This window comes from Ancylobacter amanitiformis (assembly GCF_030814815.1).
GTDB lineage: Bacteria > Pseudomonadota > Alphaproteobacteria > Rhizobiales > Xanthobacteraceae > Ancylobacter > Ancylobacter amanitiformis.
In genome coordinates this window covers 467,789-483,812 of sequence record NZ_JAUSVR010000001.1, presented here as the reverse complement: position 1 = coordinate 483,812, position 16,024 = coordinate 467,789, and the positions used below count along the sequence as shown (strand labels likewise).

Below are 16,024 nucleotides of genomic sequence, written 5' to 3'. Positions count from 1 at the left end.
CTCGAAGAACCGTCCGCGACAGGCTGATTTTCTGTCGTTCCCGATCGCCGGAGCGCGCCGTGGGCGCGATCAGTGGTGATCGGAGCTGAAGTAGTCCTGCAGCGCGCGCACTTCCAGGTCGCCGCCAATATAGGCCTTGATCCCCCGAGCCGCTGCAATGGCTCCGGACAGCGTGGTGTAATACGGCACTTTGTGCAAGAGGGCGGCGCGGCGGAGCGAACGCGAATCCGCGAGCGCCTGCGCGCCTTCCGTGGTGTTGAACACCAGTTGCACGCCGCCATTCTTGATCGCGTCGACGATATGCGGGCGGCCTTCCAGCACCTTGTTGATCTTCTCGGCCGTGACGCCGTTCTCCGCGAGATAGCGCTGGGTGCCCGAGGTCGCCATCATCTTGAAGCCGAGCGAGACCAGCAGCCGCGCGGTGTCGAGAATGCGGGCCTTGTCCTCGTCGCGCACCGAGATGAACACCGTGCCCGAGGTCGGCACCTTGGTGCCCCCGCCCAGCTGGCTCTTGGCGAAAGCCACCGCGAAGGACTTGTCGAGGCCCATCACCTCGCCGGTGGAACGCATTTCCGGTCCGAGCACGGTGTCGACGCCGGGGAAGCGGGCGAAGGGGAACACCGCCTCCTTCACCGCCACATGGTCGCCGGTGAAGGGGGTGAGGCCGAAGCTCGCCAGCTTCTCGCCGGCCATGATTCGCGCGGCGATCTTGGCGATCGGCTGTCCGACCACCTTGGCGACGAAGGGCACGGTGCGCGACGCGCGGGGGTTCACCTCCAGCACGTAGATACGGCCGTCCTTGATGGCGTATTGCACGTTCATCAGGCCGCCGACCTGCAGCGCCAGCGCCAGCTTGCGGGTCTGGGCCTCCAGTTCGCCGATCATCTGCGGGCTCAGCGAATAGGGCGGGAGCGAGCAGGCGCTGTCACCCGAATGGATGCCGGCTTCCTCGATATGCTCCATGATGCCGCAGACGAAGGTGTCCGTGCCGTCCGCGAGGCAGTCGACATCCACCTCGATGGCATCCGAGAGATAGCGGTCGAACAGCAGCGGGTTCTTGCCGAGCAGCGTGTTGATCTGGCCCGTCTTGTCGTTGGGGTAGCGCGCCTTGATGTCGTTCGGCACCAGTTCGGGCAGGGTGCCGAGCAAATAGTCGCCGAGCTGGCTTTCCTCGCGGATGATCTGCATCGCGCGGCCGCCCAGCACATAGGACGGGCGCACCACCATGGGGTAGCCGAGATCGGCGGTGATGAGCCGCGCCTGCTCCACCGAATAGGCGATGCCGTTGGCCGGCTGGCGCAGCTTCAGCTTGTCGAGCAGCGTCTTGAAGCGGTCGCGGTCCTCGGCAAGGTCGATGGCGTCGGGCGAGGTGCCCAGGATCGGGATGTCGGCCTCTTCCAGCGCGCGGGCGAGCTTGAGCGGGGTCTGGCCGCCGAACTGCACGATGACGCCGTGCAGCGTGCCGTTGGCGCGCTCGCGCTCCAGGATTTCCAGCACGTCCTCGGCGGTGAGGGGCTCGAAATACAGCCGGTCCGAGGTGTCGTAATCGGTCGAGACCGTCTCCGGGTTGCAGTTGACCATGATGGTCTCATACCCGGCATCCTTCAGCGCGAAGGCGGCGTGGCAGCAGCAATAATCGAACTCGATGCCCTGGCCGATGCGGTTCGGCCCGCCACCGAGGATGACGATCTTCTTCGCATCCGTGGGGCGCGATTCATCCGCGGGCACGCCGGCGAAGGGCGTCTCGTAGGACGAGTACATATAGGCGGTCGGCGCGGCGAACTCGGCGGCGCAGGTATCGATGCGCTTGTAGACCGGGCGCACGTCGAGCGCGCGGCGCAGTTCGGAGACTTCGGCCTCATGCAGGCGGGCGAGGCCGGCGAGGCGCTGGTCGGAAAAGCCCATGGCCTTCAGCCGGCGGAAGGCGCCGGCGGTCTTGGGCAGGCCGTGCGCGCGCACCTTGGCCTCGGTGTCGACGATCTCGCGGATCTGGTCGAGGAACCACGGGTCGATCTTGCAGCCGGCGTGGATGGTCTCGTTGCTGAGCCCGAGCCGCATGGCCTGCGCCACCTGCAGCAGGCGGTTCGGCGTCGGCGTGCCGATGGCGGCGCGGATGGCGTTCTTGTCGTCGCCCAGGCCCAGGCCCTCGATCTCGATCTCGTCGAGGCCGGTGAGCCCGGTTTCCAGCGAGCGCAGCGCCTTCTGCAGGCTTTCCTGGAAGGTGCGGCCGATCGCCATGGCCTCGCCGACCGACTTCATCGACGTGGTCAGCACCGGATCGGCGCCGGGGAACTTCTCGAAGGCGAAGCGGGGGATCTTGGTGACGACATAGTCGATGGTCGGCTCGAACGAGGCCGGGGTGGCCCCGCCGGTAATGTCGTTGGCGATCTCGTCCAGCGTGTAGCCGACGGCAAGGCGCGCGGCGACCTTGGCGATGGGAAAGCCCGTCGCCTTGGAGGCCAGCGCCGAGGAGCGCGACACGCGCGGGTTCATCTCGATGACGATCATCCGGCCCGTTTCCGGGTCGATGGCGAACTGCACGTTGGAGCCGCCGGTCTCCACCCCGATCTCGCGCAGCACCGCCAGCGAGGCGTCGCGCATGATCTGGTATTCCTTGTCGGTCAGCGTCAGCGCCGGCGCCACCGTGATCGAATCGCCGGTGTGCACGCCCATCGGGTCGATATTCTCGATGGAGCAGACGATGATGCAGTTATCCGCCTTGTCGCGGACGACCTCCATCTCGTATTCCTTCCAGCCGAGCACGCTCTCCTCGACCAGAACCTCATTGGTGGGCGAGGCATCGATGCCGCGCTCGATGATCTCGATATATTCCGACTTGTTGTAGGCGATGCCGCCGCCCTGACCGCCCATGGTGAAGGATGGGCGGATGATGGCCGGCAGGCCGATCTCGTCCAGCGCTTCAAGCGCTTGCGGCAGGGTCTTGATCTGGCGCGAGCGCGGCGTGTCGAGACCGATCTTGGTCATCGCGTCGCGGAACAGTTCGCGGTCCTCGGCCTTGTCGATGGCTTCCGCCGTGGCGCCGATCATCTCGACGTCGTACTCGTCGAGCACGCCCATCTTGCGCAGCGACAGCGCGCAGTTGAGCGCGGTCTGGCCGCCCATGGTGGGCAGCAGCGCGAAGCCGCCGGGCACCGCGTAGCGCTCCCGGGCGATGATCTTGGCGACGATCTCCGGGGTGATCGGCTCGATATAGGTGGCGTCGGCGAGATCCGGATCCGTCATGATGGTGGCCGGATTCGAATTGACCAGAACCACGCGGTAGCCCTCGGCCTTGAGGGTCTTGCACGCCTGAGTGCCGGAATAATCGAATTCACAGGCCTGGCCGATGACGATCGGCCCGGCGCCGATGATGAGGATGGTGGAAATATCTGTGCGTTTCGGCATCGGATCCCGTGCGGCTCGCGCAATTGTCCGGGCGCACGAAAAAGGACGCGCTGTGCAACGCGTCCTTGGGCGGACCCGGATTGAACTTTCTGGGCGAGGGCTACCCCGCAATTGGGGGCTTCCCTTAAACCAGATTCCCTCGCGGGGGAAGGGCGCCCGTCACGAGCGCCCGCCCCGCTGGCGAGAGGCGGCGCTCAGGCCGCCTTCCTGGTCTTCTCGATCAGCTCGATGAACCGGTCGAACAGATAGTGGCTGTCCTGCGGGCCGGGGCTGGCTTCCGGGTGATACTGCACCGAGAAGACCGGCTTGTCGGTCAGCTGGATACCGGCATTGGAGCCGTCGAACAGCGAGACATGCGTCTCCTGCGCGGTGGCCGGCAGGCTGTCGCGGTCGACCGCGAAGCCGTGATTCATCGAGGTGATCTCGACCTTGCCGGTGGTGACGTCCTTCACCGGATGGTTCGCGCCGTGATGACCCTGGTGCATCTTCATCGTGCGCCCGCCGACCGCGAGGCCGATCATCTGGTGGCCGAGGCAGATGCCGAAAGTGGGCACGCCGGCTTCGATGATCTCGCGGATCACCGGCACGGCATATTCCCCGGTCGCCGCCGGGTCGCCCGGGCCGTTGGAGAGAAACACCCCGTCCGGCCGCAGCGCGAGGATTTCCTCGGCCGAGGTGGTGGCGGGCACCACCGTGACCTTGCATCCCGCCCGGGCGAGCAGGCGCAGGATGTTGCGCTTGATGCCATAGTCGACCGCCACGACGTGATGCGCGGGCGCAGTCTGCTGGCCATAGCCTTCCGGCCACTGCCACGGCGTCTCGTCCCAGCTGAAGCGCTGGGCGGAGGTGACCATCGGCACCAGATCCATGCCGACAAGGCCGGGCCAGCCCGCGGCTTCCTGCTTCAGCGCGGGAAGGTCGAAATTGCCGTCCGGCGCATGGGCGATCACCGCGTTGGGCATGCCGCCGTCGCGGATCCGCGCGGTGAGCGCGCGGGTGTCGATGCCCGAGATGGCGATGATGCCGCGCGCCTTCAGCCAGAGGTCGAAATGGCGGGTGGCGCGGTAGTTCGAGGGGTCGGTGATGGGAGAGTGCAGCACCACGCCGCGCACACCGGAGGCGCCGGCCATCGAGATGGTCTCGATGTCTTCCTCATTGGTGCCGACATTGCCGATATGGGGGAAGGTGAAGGTGATGATCTGCCCGGCATAGGACGGATCGGTCAGCACTTCCTGATAGCCGGTCATGGCCGTGTTGAAGCAGACTTCGCCCACCGCCTGGCCGGTCGCCCCGAGGCCGAAGCCTTCGAGCACGGTGCCGTCGGCGAGCACGAGGAGGGCGGTCGGACGGGGCTCGGCCCACACGTCGTCGCCGGAGAGCTGTTCAGCGCTACCGCTCATCTGATCTTGTTCCCTGTCGTTGTGTGCCCTAATTAGTCCGTTGCCGCGCCGGATGCCAGCCTCCTTGCTGCGCATCTGGTCCTCGGTGAGCGGATGGCTGTGTCGCCGGGCGGGTCGCCCGCTGCTGGCGCCGGCTGTCGCAACGGGGAACGGCGACCCACCCGGGAGGGGCGGGGCGGATCATCCATCGGCTCGCGACGTGCGTTGCAGCGCGGAACGCAGGTTCCGCCGCGCGCCATCGTGATTTTGCAGGAAGGCTCAACGAACGTGCTGCGCGACGCTATCAACACCGCCCTCAAGGAATCCCTCAAGGCGCAGGACAAGCGGCGCCTCGGCACGCTGCGTCTGGTCAATGCCGCGATCAAGGACCGCGACATCGAGGCGCGCGGCCACGGCAAGGACCCGCTGTCCGATGACGATCTGCTCGGCCTGCTGGCCAAGATGATCAAGCAGCGCGAGGAATCGGCCAAGGTCTACGAGGAGGCCGGCCGCGCCGATCTCGCCACCCAGGAGCGCGAGGAAATCGTCGTCATCCAGCACTTCCTGCCCACGCAGCTGACCGAGGCGGAGGCGCAGGCCGCCATTGCCGCCGTGATCGGCGAGATCGAGGCGCATGGGCTGAAGGACATGGGTCGCACCATGGCCGCGCTGAAGGAGCGCTATACCGGCGTGATGGATTTCGGCAAGGCGAGCGGCACGGTCAAGACATTGCTGACGGCCGGCTGAAGCACGTCCGCGCCATGGCTACCCCCTTTCATCCCGGCGGCGGACGCGCCACGCTGACACTGGCCGGCGTGTGGCGCGGCGCGCGGGCGATGCTGCCGGTTCTCATTCCGGTCTTCGTGTTCGGCGCCGCCTTCGGCATCGCCGCGCGCGGGGCCGGGCTGGAGGGATGGGCGGCCTCGCTGATGAGCGCGCTGGTTTTCGCGGGCGCCTCGCAATTCGCGGCGCTGGATCTCTGGCATTCACCGGTGCCGTGGGTGCCGCTGCTTCTCGCCACCTTCGCCATCAATGCGCGGCACCTGCTGCTCGGGGCGTCGCTGCGCATGCTGACGCATGGATTGTCGGCGTGGAAGCGCTACGCCGCGATGATCGTGCTCAGCGACCTCAACTGGGCCGCGCTGATCGCCGCCGAGGCGCGCGGCGAGCGCGATCTCGGCTACATGGTCGGCGGCGGGCTGGCCATGTGGGTCGTGTGGCTGGCGGCGACCGTGATCGGCGCGGAGGCGGGCGACGTCACGCTGGCCGACCTGCAGCGCTATGGTCTCGATCTGGTTCTGGTCGTGTTCTTCACCACCACGCTGGTGGGGCTGTACCGCAAGCGGATCGACGATCTGCCATGGCTGGTGGCGGGGCTCGCCGCGCTGGCGGCGGTGTGGTGGCTGCCGACCAACTGGCATGTGTTGGTTGGCGGCCTTGCCGGTGGTCTGGCCGGCCTTGTCCAGCATGGGCGGCGGACGTGAACACGAGCGATACCCTGCTGGTCATCCTCGCGATGGCGGTCATCACCTATGCGACCCGTGCCGGCGGCCTCTGGGTCGTGGGCTTCATGCCGATGTCGCCTCGGCTGGAGGCGTTCCTGCGCTATCTCGCCGGCTCGGTCCTGGTGGCGCTGGTGGTGCCGGCGACGGTGCGGGGCGAGGGCGCCGCCTTTGTCGCGGTCGGCGCCACGCTCGTGTCGGTGGTGCTGCTGCGCCGCGCGCTTCTCGCCATGGCGATCGGCGTGCTCGCGGCGGCGCTCTATCGTCGCTATACTGGCATGTGAACAACGGGGATAAGCGACGCTCCGGCTCGGGGCGGCGCGTGGGACGTGAGACGTTCGATTTCCCCGTGGAAGGCTTCCGAATCATCATGCGCTTCCCGCCCTCGTTCCTCGACGAGATCCGTGCCCGCCTCCCCGTGTCGGAGGTGGTGGGCAAGCGCGTGCAACTGAAGAAGCAGGGCCGCGAATGGCGCGGCCTCTCGCCCTTCAATCCCGAGAAGACGCCGTCCTTCTATGTCAACGACCAGAAGGGCTTCTATCACTGCTTCTCCTCCGGCAAGCACGGCGACCAGTTCGATTTCCTGATGGAGGCGGAGGGCCTGCCCTTTCCCGAGGCGGTCGAGCGGCTGGCCTCGATGGCCGGCCTGCCCATGCCGGTGCAGTCGCGCGAGGAGGAAGTCCGCGAGAGCCGACGCAAGTCGCTGCACGAGGTGATGGACCTGGCGGCGAAATATTTCGAGGCGATGCTGCAGAGCCGTGGCGGCGCCAAGGGGCGCGGCTACCTGGCCGACCGGGGCCTCGGCCCGGCGACGCAGCAGCGCTTCCGGCTGGGCTATGCGCTGCCTGAGCGTTTCGCGCTGAAGGAGGCGCTGGGCGCGCGCGGCGTCTCGGTCGAGGACATGGTGGAAACCGGCCTTCTGGTCTCGGCCGAGGACATATCCATCCCCTATGACCGTTTCCGCGACCGCGTGATGTTTCCCATCACCGACCTGCGCGGGCGCGTGGTGGCGTTTGGCGGGCGGGCGCTGGAGAAGGACGTCTCGGCGAAATACCTCAACTCGCCGGAGACCTCGCTCTTTCACAAGGGTTCGCTGCTCTATAACGGCTTCAACGCCCGTGCGAGCGCCCACAAGGGCGCGCCGGTCATCGCGGTCGAAGGCTATGTCGACGTTATCGCGCTGGTCGAGGCGGGCTTTCCTGGCGCGGTGGCCCCGCTCGGCACCGCGCTCACCGAGGAGCAACTGGCGCTTTTGTGGAAGATGGCGCCCGAGCCGCTGCTGCTGTTCGACGGCGACAAGGCGGGACGGCGCGCCGCCTGGCGCGCGCTCGACCTTGCCCTGCCGCATCTCAAGCCCGGCGTGAGCCTTTCCTTCGGCATGCTACCCGAGGGGCAGGACCCGGACGACCTGGTGCGCGCCGGCGGGCGCGAGGCGGTGGATGCCGTGCTGGCGCAGGCCCAGCCGCTGGCCGACGTGCTGTGGGCGCGCGAACTGGAGAGTGCCAGCGTCGATACCCCCGAGCGCCGCGCCGCGCTGGAGGCCCGCATCGGCGATATCGTGCGGGTGATCGGCGACGAGACGGTGCGCAAGCATTATCGGGCCGAATTGATGGAGCGCTTCCGCCGGCTGTTCATCTCCGCCCCGCAACAGGGCGTGCAGTCGCGCCGCGATTCGGGCGGCGGCAATGGTCGCTTCGATTCGCGCGGCGGCCGGCGGCAGCCCTTCGGTCGCGGCTCGGGACGCCCGGCGCCCGGCGCGGCGGGGGAGGGCATGCGCCGCTCGGCGCTGGTGCGCGGGGCGGCGGCGGAACTGCCGCGCAACGAGGCGCTGCTGCTTTTCGCGGTGATGAACCATCCCTGGCTGCTCGACCAGTTCGCCGAGGAACTGGCCGACATGCCGCTGCAGAACCGGGAAGCCGCGCAATTGCGCCGCGCGCTGCTCGACATCCACATGGACGGCGAGGGTGAGGATGCGCAGGCGCTGGCCGCCCGCCTGGAGACGGCCGGCTTGGGCGCACTGGCGGCGCGGCTGCGGCAATTGGCGGTGGCCCGGCACGACTGGCCGGCCTTTGCCGACGCGGCGCGCGCGGATGTCGAACTTTGGTGGGGCCAGCGGCTGGTCTTGCACCGGCGCACGCACGCCCTATCTAAGGACTTGAAGGAAGCGGAAAAACGCCTCGCGGAGGAGCCCACGGATATGAATTGGGCACGCTTTCTCGATATACAAAGACAGCTGGCGGCACTTGACGGAACCGAAGCTTTGGTAGAGGGGTTCGGCGCCGCGTCTGGCCGCCCGGCGCGGTCGATGTAGGTGGATCCATGGGTCGCCCGCCCGCGTGCGCTGCAAACGCCGTGGAGCGTGTGGCCCCGTTTGCGTCGCATTCGCCCTCGCGGATGCGGTTTGGGATTGCGTCGCATTCGCTTGCGCGAGTGCGGGTCGGGGTCGAGGGTCGGAGAAGCGGCGTGCCGGGTCGTCCGGTCGTCGTGGAGCGCCGGAGCGGATTTGCGTTCGGCGGTTGAGGAGCACACGCATGGCGAAGCAGGCAGCGGACGCGACGGAAGCCCCCGAGAAGGATGGCGACACCCCGGATAGCCCGTTGCTGGACCTTTCGGATGCCGCCGTCCGGAAGATGATCAAGCTCGCCAAGAAGCGGGGCTATGTCACCTATGACGAGCTGAACGAGGTTCTGCCATCCGAGCAGAACACCTCGGATCAGATCGAGGACATCTACGCGATGCTCAACGAGATGGGCATCAACGTGGTCGAGGCGGAAGAGGCCGAGGCGGAAGCCGAGGGCGAGGAGCCGGCCGAGGCGGCCGACGACGAGGAAGAATCCGGCGGCGAGATCGCCGAATCGGCGCCCCGCGCGGTCATCCGCTCCGAGACCAAGTCCGAGCCGGGCGAGCGCACGGACGATCCGGTGCGCATGTATCTGCGCGAGATGGGCTCGGTCGAACTGCTGTCGCGCGAGGGCGAAATCGCCATCGCCAAGCGCATCGAGGCCGGCCGCGAGGCGATGATCGCCGGCCTGTGCGAGAGCCCGCTGACCTTCCAGGCCATCATCATCTGGCGCGACGAACTCGTCGACGGCAAGGTGCTGCTGCGCGACATCATCGACCTCGAGGCGACCTATGCCGGTCCCGAGGCGAAGAATGGCCCGATCGTCGAGGGCGGCTCGCTGGCGCCGGAAGGCGACGAGGAGCGCGAACAGACCATTGGCGAGAGCATCGCCGCCGACGACGACGAGGACATGGAGAACTCCCTGTCGCTCGCCGCGATGGAGGCGGAGATCAAGCCGAAGGTGCTGGAGACCTTCGACAACATCGCCGACGCCTACAAGAAGCTGCGCCGCCTGCAGGACCAGAACGTCGAGTCCAAGCTCAAGAACGAGAGCCTGTCGCCCTCGCAGGACCGCAAGTACAAGAAGCTCAAGGACGACCTGATCCTCGACGTGAAGTCGCTGTCGCTCAACCAGGCGCGCATCGACAACCTCGTCGAGCAGCTCTACGACATCAACAAGCGCCTCGTCTCGCTGGAAGGCCGCCTGATGCGCCTTGGCGAGAGCTTCGGCGTGTCGCGCGAGGACTTCCTCAAGCAGTACCAGGGTTCCGAGCTCGATCCCAAGTGGATCGCCCGCGTGAAGAACCTGACCTCGCGCGGCTGGAAGGGCTTTGTCGGCCAGGAACTGGAGGCGATCAAGGACCTGCGTTCCGAGATCCATGCCCTCGCCACCGAGACGGGGCTGGAGATCCAGGAATTCCGCAAGATCGTCCAGATGGTGCAGAAGGGCGAGCGCGAGGCACGCCAGGCGAAGAAGGAAATGGTGGAGGCCAACCTGCGCCTCGTCATCTCCATCGCCAAGAAATACACCAATCGCGGCCTGCAGTTCCTCGACCTCATCCAGGAAGGCAATATCGGCCTGATGAAGGCGGTCGACAAGTTCGAGTATCGCCGCGGCTACAAGTTCTCGACCTATGCGACATGGTGGATCCGGCAGGCCATCACCCGCAGCATTGCGGATCAGGCCCGCACCATCCGCATCCCGGTGCACATGATCGAGACGATCAACAAGATCGTGCGCACCTCGCGCCAGATGCTGCACGAGATCGGCCGCGAGCCGACCCCGGAAGAACTGGCCGAGAAGCTCGGCATGCCCTTGGAGAAGGTGCGCAAGGTCCTCAAGATCGCCAAGGAGCCGATCTCGCTGGAGACGCCCATCGGCGACGAGGAAGACAGCCACCTCGGCGACTTCATCGAGGACAAGAACGCGATCCTGCCCATCGACGCGGCGATCCAGTCGAATCTGCGCGAGACCACGACACGCGTGCTGGCCAGTCTCACGCCGCGCGAGGAGCGCGTGCTGCGCATGCGCTTCGGCATCGGCATGAACACCGATCACACGCTGGAGGAAGTCGGCCAGCAGTTCTCGGTGACGCGCGAGCGTATTCGGCAGATCGAGGCCAAGGCGCTGCGCAAGCTCAAGCACCCCTCGCGCTCGCGCAAGCTGCGGTCCTTCCTCGACAATTGAGCGAACTCATCCAAACGCGAAAAGGCGGCCTTCGGGCCGCCTTTTCTTTTTGACCACCGCTCGCCGCTAGCGCGCCGGTGCGTGCACCAGCAGGCTGACGATCCGGCGCACCAGCGGCAGCACCATGAGCAGGGTGGGGAAGGCGACGAGCCAGGACAATCCCCAGGCGCCGGGCCAGGTCGTGAGGAAGTCCGGGCCGGGCCCGAGGCTGCGCAGCGTGGCGATGGCGGAGACGACGAAGGTCATCAGTACCGAGAGCACGAAGGGCAGCACGATGCCGGCATAGCGCGCCGGCAGTTTGAAGGATGTACGGGAAGGGGAAGAATGAGAGGGCATAAGCCATCCTCATAAGGATGGTCCCGGCTATCCGGATGACGACAGCATCCGCCGGCCGGAACCGGGTTGGATGCGTTGCCTGACGTCGGACGCTTACGGCCGGATGCGACACGTGCACCGGCACGCTATCGATAGCCGAGCCGCGTGTGGCGCGCCAGTCCTGTTTTGTCCTTTCCGGGTGGCTGGTCTGTGGGCGCGCCGCTAGCGTCGCGGCGTTCCCTCATGAGGAGTGCCGGCCATGTCGCTCGAATTCCTGCTCGTCACGCTGCTTGTCGTCGCCTCGCCCGGCACCGGCGCACTTTATACACTGGCGGCGGGGCTCGGGCAGGGCCCACGGGCGAGCGTGCTCGCGGCCTTTGCCTGCACGCTGGGTATCGTGCCCCATCTTGCCGCGGCGCTGTGCGGCCTCGCGGCGCTGCTCCACGCGAGTGCCCTCGCCTATGAGAGCGTGAAATATGCGGGCGTCGCCTATCTCCTCTACATGGCCTGGCAGACGCTGAAGGCGGACGGTCCGCTGAAGGTCGGTGCGGCGAGCCGCCGCCGGGCGCCGTTGCGGATGATCGGCGACGGCATCCTGCTCAACCTGCTGAACCCGAAGCTGTCGGTCTTCTTCGTGGCCTTCCTACCGCAGTTCATCGCGGTGAATGAATCACACCCGCTCCAGCGCATGCTGGAACTGTCCGGCGTGTTCATGGCGATGACCTTCGCGGTCTTCGCGCTCTATGGCCTGTTCGCGGCGGCGGTGCGGGACCGGCTGATCGAGCGGCCGGCGGCGATGGCGTGGCTGCGGCGCGGCTTTGCGGCGGCCTTCGTCGCCCTCGGTGCCAAGCTCGCCCTGACCGAACGGTGAGCCCGCCGGCCCGCTCACTCGCCCGGAATGGGATGGTTGCGGCGGCGCACATCCCGCGTGCTGCAGTCGACATAGGCCAGCGTGCCGGCGAAACCGCCAAAGGCGATGATCGTCAAGGCGAGAAAAAGCACGGATTCGATGGGCATGGCGTCCTCCTCTGGCTTGTCGTCCCGCAAGCCTAGACCCACCGGAAAAGCGCGCCTTGCGCTAGGTCAAGCCGAGGCGGGACAGCCGCGCGCCGGACATCGACCCGGTGCGCGCTCAGGGGACCGACATCGCGTGGTCGACCAGCACGGCTGTTCCCATCAGCACGAGGAAGCCGAGGAAGAGCAGGGCGAACAGCACCAGGGATATCCGGCGCGCCAGGGCTGAGACATTGGTGAGCCCCACCGCGCCGGCCAGCAGCGAGATGACGAGGCAGATCACGGCATAGCGCAGCATGAATGGCTCCGGAGATGCGGGCGGGCGGAGGCGCCGCGCCGCGGTGCCGGGCGGAGCGCCGGCGGAGACGATCCTAGGCGCCGTCCGAACGCCCGTCCTGATCGCCGGGGAAGGGCGGCTCGCCGGGGCCGCGCGGCCGGGCGGAGCCCTTGAAGAGGCGGGAGGAAAGCTTGACCGGGGGAGCCTGACGGGCGGCTTCCTCCGCCTCGCCATCGGGTGCGGGCACGGTGCCGGTCGGCACGCAGGCGGCGCCTTCCTCCATCACCATGGCGGGCGGCTTGAGCGCGGGCCGCCTGTCGCCCAGGCACATGCGCCAGACGACGAACAGCAGCAGCAGGGCATAGCACCCGGCCATGAAGAAGAAGAGCGCGCCGGGGCCGTAATGCTGCATGCCGAACGAGGCGGCGGCCGGGCCGACCACCGAGCCGATGCCATAGAGCAGCAGCAGGCCGGCGGCGGTCTCCACCGCGTCGCTGGCCGGCGTCAGGTCATAGGCATGGGCGGCGGCCAGCGAATAGGCCGGCATGGCCAGCGCGCCGAACACCAGGCCCAGCACGCTGAGGCCGACAAGGCCGAATTGCAGCGCGCCCAGCGCGAGGCTGGCGAGCATCGCCCCCACCATCAGCGCGCCGAGGATGCGCCGGCGGTCCATGCGGTCCGAGAAGAAGCCGACCGGCCATTGCGCGATCGCGCCAGCCACCACGATGGCGCTCATGAAGGTGGCGGCGCCGTCCGAGGTCAGACCGCTGCCAATGCCGAAAATGGGGCCAAGGCTCCACAGCGAGCCGTTGGTGAGACCGATCACGAAACAGCCGACCATCGCCACCGGCGCGGCGCGGAACAGCCGCGGCAGGCGGATGCGCGCGGTCTCGATCGGTGCCGGCTGGCCGCTGCTGGAGATCACCACCGGCAGCGTCGCCAGCGAGAACAGGATGGCGGCCAGCGCGAACAGTTCGAAGCTGCGCACCGGATAGAGCGTGATCATCATTTGGCCGGCGGTGAGCGCGGCGTAGTCCACCATGACATAGGCGCTCATGACGAAGCCGCGCGTCTGGTTGGTGGCGCGGTCGTTGAGCCAGCTCTCGATCACCAGGTAGAGCCCGGCGAAGCAGAAGCCGGTGATGGCGCGCATCACGAACCAGAAATACGGCTCGACGAAAATCGGGTGCGCCAGCATGGTCGCCACCACGCCGGCGGTGAGCGCGGCGAAGGCGCGGATGTGGCCCGAGCGCCGCACCAGATGCGGCACGGCGAGGCAGCCGGTGACGAAGCCGAGATAGTAGCTCGATCCCAATATGCCGAGATTGATGGCGCTGAAGCCCTCGAACGCTCCGCGCAGCGGCAGCAGCGTGTTCTGCAGGCCGCTACCGGTGACGAGGAAGAACACGCCGAGCAGCAGTGCGGCGACAGGGCCGAGAGTCTGGGCCATTATGGAACCAGCGGTGGACGGAGCAATGGTGGGATCCCGATTCGGGCGCCCGCCCGAATCATAGTTGTTCCGGTACCCGTGATCTTTGGCGATGTCGAGACGGGGTGGGGCATGAGCGATCTGCCGGTGAAGCTGAAGTCGGATTTTCTCAGCGCAGAGGTCGCGCCGCTGGGCGCGGAACTGGTGCGTCTGGCCGATCGCGAGGGCCACGACCTGTTGTGGAACGGCGATCCCGCCTTCTGGACCGGGCGCGCGCCGCTACTGTTTCCCATTGTCGGCCGGCTGCCGGGCGACCAGCTCGTGCACAAGGGTGTGGCCTATCCCATGGCGCAGCACGGTTTCGCGCGCCGGCGGGTCTTCACGCTGGAGGCATCGAGCCCGTCCTCGGCGCGCTTCGTGCTGCGGCCGGACGACGAAACGCGCAAGCAGTATCCGTTCGAGTTCGCTCTGGCCGTCACCTACACGCTCATCGATGCGACACTGACCATCGAGGCGGTGGTGAGCAATCCGGGTGCCGAGCCGCTGCCGGCGAGCTTCGGCTTCCATCCCGCGTTCCGCTGGCCGCTGCCCTATGAAGGCACGCGGGCGGATCATCGGTTGGTATTCGAGAAGGCCGAGGTGGAGCCGATTCACCGTCCCGAAGGCGGGCTGCTCTCGGCGGGAACCGAGCCGAACCCGGCGGTCGATGCGCTCATGGCGCCGACCGACGAGATGTTCGCGCGCGATGCGCTGATCTTCCTCAATATGCGCTCGCGCCATGTCCGCTTCGGCGTGCCGCGCCAGCCGGGGCTGGAAGTCGCGTTTCCCGGCATGCCGCAGCTCGGACTCTGGTCGAAGCCCGGCGCGCCGTTCCTGTGCATCGAGCCGTGGTCCGGCTATGCCTCGCCGCCGGAGGGGCCGGCCGAGTTCACGGACAAGCCGGGCCTCTCCCTTATCGAACCGGGCGCGAGCCGCAACTTCGCCATGTCGGTTCGCTGGCTGCCGGACTCGGGCGACGAGATCGGGCCGGCGCCCGGGCGCTGACGCCCGCCCGCGAGGGCGGCAGCCACAGCGCAAGCGCGCGTGCCGGGGCGATCATCCCCCCGGCACGGTCACGCGGCGTTCTTCCGCCTGCGACGCGGGTCGGTCGTCGGCGGGCGCGGTCATGACCGCATCGCGCCCGGCGCGCTTGGCGGCGTAGAGCGCGCGGTCGGCCGCGATGATCAGTCGGTCGGTGTCGATGGCATTGGCGGGCTGGGTGGCGATGCCGATCGACAGCGTCACCGTGCCGGCGGTCGGGTGGTTCATCTGCGCCTGTCGCACGCTGTGGCGGATGCGCTCGGCCAGCGGCAGCGCCTCCGCGCTTCCGCCGCCGCTGAGAATGAGCGCGAATTCCTCGCCGCCAAAGCGGGCGATGACATCGTCGGCGCGCAGCGGAACGTCCGCGAGGATGACGCCCAGCCGGCGCAGCACCTCGTCGCCCGCATGGTGCCCGGCATTGTCGTTCAGGTCCTTGAACCGGTCGATATCGATCATCAGCAGCGTCAGCGGCACGTTCAGGCGCTGGCAGCGCAGCCGGGCGCGCTCCAGTTCTTCGTCAAAGCAGCGCCGGTTGCCGAGACCGGTCAGCGCATCGCGGCGGCTGAGACGGGTGAGGTCGCGATTGAGGTTGCGCAGCGCCAGTTCGTCCACCGCGATGGCGGCGAGCTTCTCCAGCGCGGAAATGTCGAAGCCGTCGGGAATTCCCGGTTCTTCGCGCAGGATGCACAAGCTGCCGATCGGCAGCGTATCCTGCACCATCAGCGGGACGCCGGCATAGAAGCGCAGCGCGAGCAGCGGCGTCACGGGGTGGCCGTCGAAGCGGGCGTCGCTGTGCAGATCGCCGACGACGAGCGGGCGTCCTTCGGAGATGATCACCTGGCAGACGCTGCGCCGGCGCTCGATGGAGGAGCCGATGGCGCTGGATGTCACCGCCTTCATCCACTGCATCTGCGCATCGACGAAGCTCAGGAACGCGACATCCGCACGATAGAAACGCTCCGCCAGCCAGGTCAGCCGGTCGAAGCGCTCCTCGCGCGGGGTATCCATGATGTCGCAGGCGAGCAGGGCGGCGAGGCGCTCCGGCTCATTGGCCGGTAGCTCGGGGATCTGCCACATCCATGCCCTTTCCGCGC

At 67.6% G+C, this 16,024-nt stretch carries 14 protein-coding genes; 7 read left to right on the top strand and 7 right to left on the bottom strand.

Annotated features, from left to right (window positions below):
- Positions 1-69: 69 nt before the first annotated feature.
- Together carB and carA are read right to left on the bottom strand one after the other, a co-directional pair.
- The gene (gene carB, locus QOZ99_RS02115; protein ID WP_306888225.1) at positions 70-3,405 is read right to left on the bottom strand and encodes a carbamoyl-phosphate synthase large subunit; all 3,336 of its coding nucleotides are present in this window, start codon (positions 3,403-3,405) and stop codon (positions 70-72) included.
- Positions 3,406-3,599: 194 nt separating this feature from the next.
- Complete coding sequence (gene carA, locus QOZ99_RS02110; protein WP_306888224.1) at positions 3,600-4,805, bottom strand: glutamine-hydrolyzing carbamoyl-phosphate synthase small subunit; 1,206 nt, start codon at positions 4,803-4,805, stop codon at positions 3,600-3,602.
- Between the two features lie 267 nt (positions 4,806-5,072).
- Between carA and QOZ99_RS02105 the strand changes: the two genes are divergently transcribed.
- The 5 genes from QOZ99_RS02105 to rpoD all read left to right on the top strand — a co-directional run bounded on the left by QOZ99_RS02105 (position 5,073) and on the right by rpoD (position 10,815).
- Positions 5,073-5,531 (top strand): GatB/YqeY domain-containing protein, encoded by a 459-nt coding sequence (locus QOZ99_RS02105; RefSeq protein WP_306888223.1) that lies wholly within the window; start codon positions 5,073-5,075, stop codon positions 5,529-5,531.
- A gap of 14 nt (positions 5,532-5,545) precedes the next feature.
- Entirely contained in the window at positions 5,546-6,268 is a 723-nt protein-coding gene (locus QOZ99_RS02100) for an AzlC family ABC transporter permease (RefSeq protein ID WP_306888221.1), read from the top strand.
- Positions 6,265-6,570, top strand: coding sequence for an AzlD family protein (locus tag QOZ99_RS02095; RefSeq protein ID WP_306888220.1), 306 nt, complete (start codon positions 6,265-6,267; stop codon positions 6,568-6,570). Before QOZ99_RS02100 ends, QOZ99_RS02095 begins: the two co-directional genes overlap by 4 nt.
- A gap of 86 nt (positions 6,571-6,656) precedes the next feature.
- On the top strand, positions 6,657-8,597 hold the full coding sequence (gene dnaG, locus QOZ99_RS02090) for a DNA primase (RefSeq protein WP_306888436.1): 1,941 nt from the start codon (positions 6,657-6,659) through the stop codon (positions 8,595-8,597).
- A gap of 220 nt (positions 8,598-8,817) precedes the next feature.
- Positions 8,818-10,815 (top strand): RNA polymerase sigma factor RpoD, encoded by a 1,998-nt coding sequence (gene rpoD / locus QOZ99_RS02085; protein ID WP_306888219.1) that lies wholly within the window; start codon positions 8,818-8,820, stop codon positions 10,813-10,815.
- A 66-nt stretch (positions 10,816-10,881) separates the two neighbouring features.
- Here the strand turns inward: rpoD and QOZ99_RS02080 are convergent, their stop codons facing one another.
- Positions 10,882-11,151 (bottom strand): DUF2798 domain-containing protein, encoded by a 270-nt coding sequence (locus tag QOZ99_RS02080; RefSeq protein WP_306888218.1) that lies wholly within the window; start codon positions 11,149-11,151, stop codon positions 10,882-10,884.
- A gap of 238 nt (positions 11,152-11,389) precedes the next feature.
- Between QOZ99_RS02080 and QOZ99_RS02075 the strand changes: the two genes are divergently transcribed.
- Positions 11,390-12,001 carry a LysE family translocator gene (locus tag QOZ99_RS02075; protein WP_306888217.1) on the top strand — a complete coding sequence of 204 codons (612 nt, stop codon included), beginning with the start codon at positions 11,390-11,392 and terminating at the stop codon, positions 11,999-12,001.
- Positions 12,002-12,015: 14 nt separating this feature from the next.
- Here the strand turns inward: QOZ99_RS02075 and QOZ99_RS02070 are convergent, their stop codons facing one another.
- The 3 genes from QOZ99_RS02070 to QOZ99_RS02060 form a co-directional block, all read right to left on the bottom strand.
- Positions 12,016-12,147, bottom strand: a complete 132-nt coding sequence (locus QOZ99_RS02070; RefSeq protein ID WP_306888216.1) for a hypothetical protein — start codon at positions 12,145-12,147, stop codon at positions 12,016-12,018.
- A 115-nt stretch (positions 12,148-12,262) separates the two neighbouring features.
- Positions 12,263-12,442 carry a DUF1328 domain-containing protein gene (locus tag QOZ99_RS02065; protein WP_306888215.1) on the bottom strand — a complete coding sequence of 60 codons (180 nt, stop codon included), beginning with the start codon at positions 12,440-12,442 and terminating at the stop codon, positions 12,263-12,265.
- A 73-nt stretch (positions 12,443-12,515) separates the two neighbouring features.
- Entirely contained in the window at positions 12,516-13,871 is a 1,356-nt protein-coding gene (locus QOZ99_RS02060; protein WP_306888214.1) for an MFS transporter, read from the bottom strand.
- 111 nt (positions 13,872-13,982) lie between these two features.
- On the opposite strand from QOZ99_RS02060, the gene QOZ99_RS02055 reads away from it, so the two are divergent.
- Complete coding sequence (locus QOZ99_RS02055) at positions 13,983-14,894, top strand: aldose 1-epimerase family protein (protein WP_306888213.1); 912 nt, start codon at positions 13,983-13,985, stop codon at positions 14,892-14,894.
- Between the two features lie 51 nt (positions 14,895-14,945).
- Here the strand turns inward: QOZ99_RS02055 and QOZ99_RS02050 are convergent, their stop codons facing one another.
- The gene (locus tag QOZ99_RS02050; RefSeq protein ID WP_306888212.1) at positions 14,946-16,007 is read right to left on the bottom strand and encodes a GGDEF domain-containing protein; all 1,062 of its coding nucleotides are present in this window, start codon (positions 16,005-16,007) and stop codon (positions 14,946-14,948) included.
- Between the last annotated feature and the right edge of the window lie 17 nt (positions 16,008-16,024).